Here is a 10,586-nt window from a genome sequence, read left to right on the forward strand (position 1 = left end):
AATTAGAAAAACCCCCAGAGAGTATGATAAAGATTTATACAAGGAGCGTAACCAAATTGAGCGTATGTTTAATAAAATGAAGCATTTCAGAAGAGTAGCAACGCGATATGACAAATTGGCGGTCTCTCATATGGCTTTTGTTCTTCTATCTGCTATTTATTTGTGGCTAAAGTGAATGTCGACACTACCTAGGCATCTCTTTGTTTTATCATTTAAATAAAATATATTGACAATTTTATTTAAATGATTTATTCTAGAAAAAGAGAATAAAAAGAGGAGGTTAAAATGCCTATCGCAAAAACATTACCTGTTACATCGACAGAAGTTCGCTTAGCGGAAGAAAAGTTACAAAAGTATAATGTGGAAAACACTCAAGCTGGGATGAGACGACTCTATTTCGGTCAAAAATTTGAAAATTTATCAGCCGTTCAGCATCAGTTGAAGGAATTTGATATTGTTCAATCATCAACACTGCATGCAGTTGTTCGTGATTTTACATTGCATGTGATTCAAGACACCAAGGATCTGTTTACGCGTGGCAATCATAGAGATAGTGATTTGGATAATTGCCTGAAGGATTTACAATTTGCTATGGTTTTATTGGATCGAGAAAAGGTAAAGGGCAATGGTTTCGTTGCTGCTTTTAAATCATTTCTGCAAAATTTAGTGGATCATATCAAAGGACGCCATGTTTCTGAATCAGACTTATATCAAGCCTATGCTGATTTTGCTGTAAAAGTTGATGAGATCAAATTGAGTGGAGGCTCACTAGAGCTCTATACAAAATGGATGCAATTCTTTAAAGATTTGGGCGTTGTCATGACAAAAGACGGATATAAAGTTAAAAATGAAGGATCTGTCGCTAAAGTCATCGGCAATAAACCTTTAGTAGAAAAGCCAAAAAATGTTCTTTTCGCTGAAGAGCCTGATGTTGTGCAGCCCTCTCATCACCATCCTGAAAAGTTTGTGAAGGGCAAAAGAGTACGTAAGTACGAGATTGAAGAGTGAGATTATTAGAATGAATATGAATCGTCATTCAGAGCCACCTCCTTAAGAGGTGGCGTGGAATCTCAGTTAATTAAGAATTGAGTGCAATTCCTTTTGAAAGATTCAGAGACTCCATCAGCCTACGCCAAGGCTTTGGCCTGACAGGCGGGCTTCTGTAGAAGCCCTCTGAGTGACGGCACTTTTACCCTTTCCATCAAGGAAATATGTAACCTACCTCGCAATGACGTTCTGTATAATTGCTGTATGATCGGCCATGGATAACGGTAGAGCGATTTTCGTAGCAGTATAGTATTCCTTACACAGAATAATACATTGCATACTCAATTGGGTGAGGGGCTGTTTCAAAAGCATCCACTTCTTCACGTTTCAGAGCAATATAGCCTTCAATCATATTCTTTGTGAAAACATCACCACGGAGGAGGAATTGATGATCTGCCTCAAGTGAATCAAGAGCCTCACGCAGAGATCTTGCCACAGTTGGAATGTTTTGCAATTCAACAGGCGGAAGGTCATATAAGTTCTTATCCATCGCTTCACCTGGGTGAATTTTGTTCTGAATTCCATCAAGTCCAGCCATTAATAGCGCTGTGAATGCTAGGTATGGGTTTGCTGAAGGATCAGGGAAACGAATTTCAACACGTTTTGCTTTTGGGCTTACGCCAAAAGGGATCCTGCAAGAAGCTGAACGATTGCGTGCAGAATAAGCCAAGAGCACAGGCGCTTCATACCCAGGTACAAGTCTTTTGTAGCTGTTTGTTGTTGGGTTTGTAATGGCGTTTAATGCACGTGCATGTTTGATAATGCCGCCGATGTAGAAAAGAGCTGTTTCAGATAGATCTGCATATGAATTGCCTGCAAAAAGAGGCTTTCCGTCTTTCCAAAGAGATTGGTGAACGTGCATCCCTGAACCATTATCACCAAAGACTGGTTTAGGCATAAAGGTTGCTGTTTTGCCATATGAATGAGCAACATTATGAACAACATACTTATAGAGCTGCATATTATCTGCTGTTGAAACGAGTGTGTTAAAGCGAAGACCTAGCTCATGTTGAGATGGGGCAACTTCATGATGGTGCTTTTCAACTTCAACCCCCATTTCAGCAAGTGTTGAAACCATTTCAGCACGAATATCTGAGAGAGAATCAATTGGACCAACTGGGAAGTAACCGCCTTTAACAGCTGGTCTGTGTCCCATATTACCCTCAGCATAGGTTTTCCCTGTGTTGTAAGGCCCTTCTTCAGAGTCAAATTCAAAAAAACTGTGGTTCATGTCAACTTTATAGCGAACATCATCAAAGACAAAGAACTCAGCTTCTGGCCCCATAAATGCTGTATCTGCAATGCCTGTTGACTTGAGATATTTTTCAGCGGCTCTGGCAATTGAGCGTGGGTCTCTTGAGTAAGGCATGCCTGTTGTTGGCTCAAGAACATCACAGAAAACAGCAATTGTTGGCTGTGCTGCGAACGGATCGAGGTAGGCAGTCTCTAGATCAGGCATTAAAACCATGTCTGATTCATTGATTGCTTTCCATCCTGAGATAGATGAACCATCAAACATAAAGCCTTCAGCTAATGTTTCAGCATCGATTGTTGAAATATGCTGCGCTGTATGCTGCATTTTTCCCTTAAGATCTGTAAAACGCAAATCAACATACTGTGCGTTTGTCTCTTTTAAGAGTGTCATAAGCTTGTTTTTTGTCACTTCTGATAGGTTTGCTTTTGTCATGTTATCCTCGGTTTAAATGGTTGTGTTTAAAGCGCAATGCTTCCTGCTTCTTCGGTTCTGATGCGAATCACATTTTCAAGAGGGGTAATAAAAATTTTACCATCTCCAATGCGGCCAGTTTGAGCTGATGAAATCAAAGCCTTAACAATGTTATCGACATGATCATCATCAGCAAAGATTTCGATTTTGAGCTTCGGTAGAAAATCGACAACATAATCTGTCTCTTTGTAGAAGTCCGTTTGCCCTTTTTGACGACCGAATCCTTTAACTTCAGTAAGTGTCATTCCTTTAACGCCAACTTTTTCAAGGGCATCTTTAACGTCGTCTAGCTTGAAAGGCTTGATAATGGCTTCGATTTTTTTCATGTGAGTCCTGTTTCAAATATCATCTTCATGGTAGTATATTGTATAGGGCGCCCGAGTTAAATATTTTTTTTGCAAAAAAATGAAAAAAATAAAAGACAACACTTGACGAAGGGAATAAGTTCAGGCATAAGTATAGCGTATGGCGGCGGTAGCTCAGTTGGTAGAGCTCTCGGTTGTGGTCCGAGCGGTCGCGGGTTCGAGTCCCGTCCGTCGCCCCATCTTGTTAATAAGCCTTAAATTGAGGTCAATCTTTAAGTGTTGATTTCAAATTTATATTGGGTATAATTGACGAAATTGCGGGTGTGGCGGAATTGGTAGACGCACTGGATTTAGGTTCCAGCGACGAGAGTTGTGGGGGTTCGAGTCCCTTCACCCGCACCATTTTCCTTTCGGAAAGTGGTTTAGAGATCTCAAAAACGTAGAAATGAAAAAGTATCAACATAGATAAGCTCAAGATAAGGTAAAGATTATGAATATCAAAGAACTCAAAAATGACGGTTTAAGTAAAGAATTTGAAATTGCAGTTTCTGTCGACACTTTGCTTGAGTTAAAACAAAAAGAGATCACAAGACTAACACAAAAAGTGAAGATCGATGGCTTCCGTCCAGGTAAAGCACCAGTCCATATTGTTGAGCAAAGATATGGCGCTGAAATCTCTTCACAAGTGTTTGAAAAATCTATTGATAAATCTCTTCGTGAGTTTTTTGAACAAACAAAACATGAGCCAGCTCATCAGCCAAAGATTGATATTGTTGATTATAAGCCAGATCAAGCGCTTGTTTATAAAGTTGCTTTTGAAACAATGCCTGAAATCAAAGTTTCTGATGCAGATTTTTCAAAATTGAAAATTAGCAAAAAAGTTGCAAAAGTTGAAGATGCTGATGTGCTAAAAGCGTTAGAAGATATTGCAAAAAATGATGCAAAATCTGAACCAATTAAAACAAAACGTGCAGCTAAATCAGGGGATATTGTCATTATCAACTTTGATGGATCTGTTGATGGTGAAAGAAAAGACGGCATGAAAGCTGAAAGTTTCTCACTTGAGCTTGGATCAAAATCATTTATTGGTGATTTTGAAGAGCAAATCGTTGGTAAAAAAATTGGCGATCACTTTGATGTGAATGTCACGTTCCCAGCTGATTATCATGAAGCTTCACTTTCTTCAAAACCAGCTGTTTTCAAAATTGATCTTCTTGAAATCCATGAAAAAACAGCCGCAACAATTGATGAAGAATGGGCAAAGTCAAAAGGAGCTAAGTCTCTTGATGAAATGAAAACTGACATTCGCACATATCTTGAAAAAATGTACAAAGATGCAAGCAGAACGGCTTCTAAAAAAGATATTTTAGACGTGATTGCTGGTCACTTCAAATTCCCACTGCCTTTAGCAATTGTTGAAGAAGAAATCAAATCGATTAAAGATATGGAATCTAAGTCATCAAATCCTGCACATGGAGAAGAAGGACACGTTCACGGACCTAATTGCAATCATGATCACGATCATGAAGAGGAAGAAAAATCGAAGGGCAAAAAGAAAACTGCAAAAAAATTAGATGCATCAGCTGAAGATAAAATGTCTGATGATGAGATCAGATCAATTGCAGAACGCCGCGTTCGCCTGGGTCTTCTTTTCAATGAAATTGGTAAAATCAATAAGATTGAAGTGACGCAAGGTGAGCTTGTTGAAGCTTTATCTGCGCAAGCACGTCAATATCCTGGTTACGAAAAGCAAATTTTTGAAATCTATCGCAAGAATGAAAAGCTCATTGATTCACTCAGAGCGCCAATTTTTGAAAATAAAGTGATTGATTTCATTCTAGATAAATCAGATGTTAAGGAAATTACTGTCAAGATGGATGAGTTAATGTCATCTTCTGAATAAGAGATCTAAACATCAAATGGAAAATAAGTATCAAGGCTCACGAAACGCCTAACAAGAAAAATGAAAGGGTACGAAATGGTTGATCCAGTTTCACAATATATGAATTATCTTGTTCCGACTGTTATTGAACAGACAAACCGTGGTGAAAGAGCCTTTGATATTTACTCTCGTCTTTTAAAAGAGCGTATTATTTTTTTGACAGGCCAGGTCGATGATCAGTCAGCCAATTTGATTTGTGCGCAGCTTCTGTTTCTTGAATCAGAAAATCCGAAGAAAGATATTTCATTCTACATCAATTCTCCAGGTGGTGTTGTAACGGCCGGTCTTGCGATCTATGATACAATGCAATATATCAAATCTCCTGTATCAACAGTCTGTATGGGGCAGGCAGCCTCTATGGGCTCATTCCTTTTAGCAGGTGGTGCAGCAGGTAAGCGTTTCTCACTCGAAAATGCTCGGATTATGATTCACCAACCGCGTGGTGGTGCACAAGGTCAAGCAACCGACATTGAGATTCAAGCGCAGGAGATTTTGAGACTGCGTAAAAGATTGAACGAAATTTATGTTCATCATACAGGTCAGACAATGAAAGCTGTTGAAACAAATATGGAGCGGGATAAATTCTTCTCAGCTTCTGAAGCGAAGACTTTCGGCCTGATTGACCATGTTGTAACAACCCGTGAAGAAGCTGAAAAAGCAATTGCGGATGTGGGCTCGAAAGAAAAGTGATTAAGTAATTGGGACATAGTCTCTTTTCAGACAATTAGATACAGTCATTCAGAGTCGCCTCCTTAAGAGGCGACGTGGAATCTCAGCAAAGTATCTATCTAAACTGCACTTATTTGTTGTTTTAGAGACTCCACGCCCTCCGAAAAGGAGGGCTCTGAGTGACGACACTAATTTATATGGCAATCCTGAGGGGTAACAGGAATGGAATGACAACCTCCCCACCATTTACTCTTTAGCAAAGAATTCTCCGTTATAGTAAAGCAATTCACAACACAGCATGGAGTTCTTTATGAGCCAATTTATCCGCACCTATAAGTCAGAAATTTTCTGGGCCTTTTTCTGTCTTATTCTCGGCCTTGTCTCTGGTTTTGCCATTGAGCCAAATGCGTATCTTTGGTATGAAACAATTTCAAAGCCAAGCTTTACAGCACCGAACTGGGTTTTTGGCCCTGTCTGGTCGATTCTCTATCTTATGATGGGAACGGCTTTTGGGAAACTCATGAAAGCGCCTTTAGAAAACAAAGGGCTCGTGATTCTCTTTATTGTGCAATTTGCCCTTAATCTTATTTGGACACCGCTGTTCTTTTATTTGCATCGCATCGATTTAGCACTTTATGATCTGTGTCTTTTGTGGCTCAGCCTCTGTTTATGGATGGCCTTAACGCGCCATAAACGCCTTTTGTTTCTTCTCTTCTTGCCCTACTTTTTATGGGTGAGCTTTGCCTTTTTCCTCAATTGGAATCTCTATCAATTAAATCTGCCTCAATAGAGGTGCTACTGTCAAGCGATGTAATAGCGCCTCAGCTTCCGGGTGATTTTGATCCGCGGCCAGTCTTAAATAACGAATCGCTTTCTCACGATTAACATTCGTTCCAAGACCTTCATGATACATTCTACCAACCATGAATTGAGCCCCAGCGTGTCCTCTTTTTGCAGCTCTTTTAAAGGCGGGTAAAGCATCAAAATATCGAGGAATTCCATTGAAAATATGACCTAGGCCCTCAAATAGAATCCGCCCCATGCGATAGCTATATTCGGCTGGCTTTGTTGGATTATATGATAAAAAGCGATATTGCAAATAGGCCTTGTGATAATTTTGAATGTTAGGATTAGGATGTTCAAAATAAAACTGAGCAACACGTTCCATTGAAGGCGTATGACTTAAATCAGCGGCTCTCTCAAAGCATGCCATTGCTTTTTGCTGATTGTTCAAAGGGCCTTCATAGAGAGAGGCTATTTGAAGATGTGCTCTGATAGAGTCTTGATCTGCCGCCAGATTTAAAAAGAACAGAGCATCATCAAATCTCTTTTTGTTTGCGTAAATTTGACCAATATCAAGTTGAGCTTGTAGACTATTTTCATGGCGGGCTTTATGTTTCAGCCATTTCCGCGCTCGACGGACGCCTCTTTCTGCAGCACTTTTAATAAGAACATATCCTCGATTCTGGTCTGGCAGGACACCATCACCATTGTAATAACAAATGCCTAAGCTAAAAGTGCCTCTGGGTGATCCTATATGATCGGCCCTGGTAAAATATTCAAAGGCGATTTGAAAATCTCGCCTCTTTTCAGTCTCTGTATAGGCTAAATCTCCTAGATAATAATAAGCCTCTGCTCTTAAATGAATTGGGGCATCACCGTTAAAGACAAGAATGTTTAGATGGTCTTTTGCCAGATTGCGATCTGGAGCAAAATCAATCACTTGCTTGAAGTCAATTTGTGGGCCGGTAATGATGAAGCATCCACGGACATAAGCCTCACCAAGCATGAAGGCCGCCTGAGGGCTCCCGAGTTTTATTGCGATCCTCAGACAAGCTAAAGCAATATAAGGGTTACTAGCATGTTTAACCAATTTATATTCAGCTATTGCAAGCTGCGGTATATGTTTCTTATTTTCAGGTGCTTTGTCTCTTTCAGCTTTGAGAGCTGTTAAAGCTGTGGGATGACCTTTGATAGCCGCTTGCTTGAGGTACTCACACCTTGTTTCAAATGATGTCCAAAGTTTCGGTGAGTAAGTCTCTCCATAGGCACCAGCATAATAGAGAGCGTCAATATTTCCTTCTTCAATGTATTCACGAATCAAGGACAAGATTATAGCGTCATTCAGTATAACTTTGAGGTGTTTTTGGTTATATGAAGCACAGGTATATTCCTCTTTCAAAAAATCAATGAGATATTGTTTTGCTTTGATTAGATTTTGATGGGGTACAATGGAATAATACTCAATAAGCTGTGGTAAAACATTTTTATTGTCATGCTCTTTGTAAGAGGTCTCTAAATAAGGAATGGCTTTATCGATCGCTTTTATTTCAATAAAATGATTACCGAGCAAATAGCAAGCATTTCCCCCAAGCATTTCTATTGGTGATGATAGATAGAGCGGCACTAACTGCCATGCTCCTTTTTCAAAGATCATCGGAGACTTTAACGCACACTCTAAATAGACTCTGGTTTCTCGGATTTCAGCAGATGCTGCGTAAATGAGACCGATAAAGAAAGAGAGTAGGGCTCTTAACTTACTTTCCCGCGGCGTCAATTCAACTTCTCTCTTTTCTAATTGAGATCGAAAGGAAGGCGGAATCTGTCTGACAATCGCAGGCAGATCAATGCTTTTATCAATGAGGAAAGCTCTCAACAGCTCTTTTTGATGAGGATTTGGTGCATGAAAAACTTGTTGTAATGCACGTAGATTACCTTTTTTGGCAGCTTCAAGAATCTCATTAATGAGATTCTTTGTACAGTTCAAGAATATAGGTTCTGCTGCTAAATCTGCTAGGATCTCCTGTAATGCCAGAAGACCTGATACATTCTCTTTACAATATTGAAAAAACGCCACATAAGCAGTATCCAAAGCCTGTCGGTAGTTTGGAAGCAAGTAATTGTCTGATATTGCTTTTGATGCCCAGGCCCTAAAATCTCTGATGGCCTGAAAATTTCCTCTCCGAGCAGCATCTATGACAGCTGTTGAATAGGGCTCCCTCAATTGCTGATGTCGATGTTTAAAATAAGAAGTGGCTGGAGTCTCCCGATTATCAAGACTGTAAATGGCTGTTGAATAATGATTCACAAATGTCTTCATTTCATGATCAGGAACGTCACGTATGATAGATTCAAGAAGATCAGCAAATGCTTCTTTATCAGGGGCGCATCTCAAGAGATGTCTCATTGCGATTGGAAAAAACGCTCCCTTTGAGGCAAGCTTCAAATAATCAATAGCTTTATCCCGGCTATCTGGATTTTTTAGGAACATGACACCCAGTAGAAAATATGCGCCGGCGGCTGCCAAGCGTTCCTCGTCAAACAAGGCAATTTCTGCTTTGGTGAAATTTTTTTCGACATCATAAAATGACTTTGCAAATTGGTAAGACAGTTCTTGATCTGCTTTGCGTGCAACTTCGCAATGTAAATCAAGAGCTTTCACCATATTTCGTTGCACAACGCGGCCATTCGTATAAATATTTGCCAGAATACATGTTGCATTTGTATCTTGTGCTAAAGAGGCATAAATAAAGGCTTCTCTTTCTAAGTGTATTGGGTGTTTAAATTGAGGATATTCAATAATATCTGATGAATCTATATTGGTTGACATCACATAAAAATGGCGGGCATTTCTTAATAGATGAGTATTATCGCGGAGATTTTCTCTGGTACACGTAACCCATGATGTTGGATTCGTATATCCGATTAAATCTTTGATTGCTTGATCAATTGAAGGAAGGACTGGATTAGAATCCTTTATGACATAAATGATTGCTTCTAGCTCTCCGCCCTCAATGGCTGTGATAAGGTAACGCTCCGAAAACTCTCCTGATTGGATAAGATGAAGACAGGCTCTTGGATTGCCTTGATCAGCCAAGCTTTTTAATAACGGAATATTGCCTATAAAGCTAAGATAGTCAGGGTTTTGATCTAAGTTCGTCCCTTTACAAAAATTAAGGTGATTAAATCGTGCCTTCATTTTTTTGAAATCATTCATATTATTGGCGTCCATTACATCTTTACAGGGCAATTTTACTTGTGCAATGTGCTGGATGAGAGTTTGATAGGCTTGATGCCCCCTCATTGCAAGATCAAATATTTCTAAGAGAGGCAAGTGGTGTAAATATTTTATGAAAAGTTCTGTAAATTGAGGAAATCCTTTTTCAATCAAATATGAAATGGCTAACATACGCCTTACTTCAGGGTGTTTTGGAGGTATGGTCGTCTGTATATGCTTCTCGAATATTGATGTTTCACACAAATACATGATCAGAAAGTGACTATAAAAACTATCATTCTTTAACATCTTCAAGGCTATATAGATAGCCGCCCGCCTTGTATCTATACTACAATACAAACTATGGAGTAAAAGAGAAAAGTCAAATTCATCGAGGCTACTTGTTTCTCTTTTATAGAGATCAATCATCTCAGGGGTAATATCTATGTCGATTATGTCATGGACTCTTTGAATGAGCTCCGCATCTGGAATATCATGAGGTCCATAAACAGGATTATCTATAGAGGCTGAATGAATTGGCTGAATATGTGACATATGAATTCCGAATGAGGTGAAAGTAAAAATAAAGAGCAAGAAACTTTAGCTAATTGCATTATTGTATAGAAACTCTTCCTTAAATACAAGGGTAGGGGTGTTTTTCTGGGTGTGATTAATCAAGACTTATGTCATCCATCTCGTCATTCAGAGTCGTCCCCAAAAGGGACGACGTGGAATCTCTGCAGTGTATCAATCTAAACTGTACTTATTGTTGTATTCTAGAGACTCCACGCTCTCCTGAGGGAGGGCTCTGAGTGATGGTATGGACGCCTATGATAAAATTAGATTTATCAACGGCTTCACTTAATAGTAAACTATGAAGGAGCCACAAAAATGAACCAA

General features: G+C 39.4%; 8 protein-coding genes and 2 tRNA genes. 7 read left to right on the forward strand and 3 right to left on the reverse strand.

The window, feature by feature from the left end; all coding sequences use genetic code 11:
• The first annotated feature begins 1 nt into the window (after position 1).
• Both KBF71_08225 and KBF71_08230 read left to right on the forward strand, forming a co-directional pair.
• On the forward strand, positions 2-175 hold the full coding sequence (locus tag KBF71_08225; protein MBP9878299.1) for a transposase: 174 nt from the start codon (positions 2-4) through the stop codon (positions 173-175).
• Between the two features lie 110 nt (positions 176-285).
• Positions 286-1,008 carry a hypothetical protein gene (locus KBF71_08230; GenBank protein MBP9878300.1) on the forward strand — a complete coding sequence of 241 codons (723 nt, stop codon included), beginning with the start codon at positions 286-288 and terminating at the stop codon, positions 1,006-1,008.
• A gap of 295 nt (positions 1,009-1,303) precedes the next feature.
• Here the strand turns inward: KBF71_08230 and glnA are convergent, their stop codons facing one another.
• Positions 1,304-2,734 carry a type I glutamate--ammonia ligase gene (gene glnA, locus KBF71_08235; protein MBP9878301.1) on the reverse strand — a complete coding sequence of 477 codons (1,431 nt, stop codon included), beginning with the start codon at positions 2,732-2,734 and terminating at the stop codon, positions 1,304-1,306.
• Between the two features lie 26 nt (positions 2,735-2,760).
• Positions 2,761-3,099 (reverse strand): P-II family nitrogen regulator, encoded by a 339-nt coding sequence (locus KBF71_08240; protein MBP9878302.1) that lies wholly within the window; start codon positions 3,097-3,099, stop codon positions 2,761-2,763.
• A 142-nt stretch (positions 3,100-3,241) separates the two neighbouring features.
• Here KBF71_08240 and KBF71_08245 point away from each other — a divergent pair.
• The 5 genes from KBF71_08245 to KBF71_08265 all read left to right on the forward strand — a co-directional run bounded on the left by KBF71_08245 (position 3,242) and on the right by KBF71_08265 (position 6,479).
• Positions 3,242-3,317 (forward strand) — tRNA-His (locus KBF71_08245).
• Between the two features lie 78 nt (positions 3,318-3,395).
• Positions 3,396-3,480: transfer RNA gene (locus KBF71_08250), tRNA-Leu, on the forward strand.
• 88 nt (positions 3,481-3,568) lie between these two features.
• On the forward strand, positions 3,569-4,981 hold the full coding sequence (locus KBF71_08255) for a trigger factor (GenBank protein MBP9878303.1): 1,413 nt from the start codon (positions 3,569-3,571) through the stop codon (positions 4,979-4,981).
• 75 nt (positions 4,982-5,056) lie between these two features.
• Complete coding sequence (clpP, locus tag KBF71_08260) at positions 5,057-5,710, forward strand: ATP-dependent Clp endopeptidase proteolytic subunit ClpP (protein MBP9878304.1); 654 nt, start codon at positions 5,057-5,059, stop codon at positions 5,708-5,710.
• A gap of 289 nt (positions 5,711-5,999) precedes the next feature.
• Positions 6,000-6,479, forward strand: coding sequence for a tryptophan-rich sensory protein (locus KBF71_08265; protein MBP9878305.1), 480 nt, complete (start codon positions 6,000-6,002; stop codon positions 6,477-6,479).
• On the opposite strand, the gene KBF71_08270 is transcribed toward KBF71_08265, so the two are convergent.
• A complete protein-coding gene (locus KBF71_08270) occupies positions 6,462-10,241 on the reverse strand; it encodes a sel1 repeat family protein (GenBank protein ID MBP9878306.1) in 3,780 nt (1,259 codons plus the stop codon). The two genes, KBF71_08265 and KBF71_08270, sit on opposite strands and share 18 nt — an antisense overlap.
• Positions 10,242-10,586 lie beyond the last annotated feature (345 nt).

The organism is Alphaproteobacteria bacterium (assembly GCA_018063245.1).
GTDB lineage: Bacteria > Pseudomonadota > Alphaproteobacteria > JAGPBS01 > JAGPBS01 > JAGPBS01.

Coding starts and splice junctions, on each gene's coding strand:
- KBF71_08230 (MBP9878300.1), top strand. CDS start 286: ATGCCTATCGCAAAAACATTACCTGTTACATCGACAGAAGTTCGCTTA.
- glnA (MBP9878301.1), bottom strand. CDS start 2,734: ATGACAAAAGCAAACCTATCAGAAGTGACAAAAAACAAGCTTATGACA.
- KBF71_08240 (MBP9878302.1), bottom strand. CDS start 3,099: ATGAAAAAAATCGAAGCCATTATCAAGCCTTTCAAGCTAGACGACGTT.
- KBF71_08255 (MBP9878303.1), top strand. CDS start 3,569: ATGAATATCAAAGAACTCAAAAATGACGGTTTAAGTAAAGAATTTGAA.
- clpP (MBP9878304.1), top strand. CDS start 5,057: ATGGTTGATCCAGTTTCACAATATATGAATTATCTTGTTCCGACTGTT.
- KBF71_08265 (MBP9878305.1), top strand. CDS start 6,000: ATGAGCCAATTTATCCGCACCTATAAGTCAGAAATTTTCTGGGCCTTT.
- KBF71_08270 (MBP9878306.1), bottom strand. CDS start 10,241: ATGTCACATATTCAGCCAATTCATTCAGCCTCTATAGATAATCCTGTT.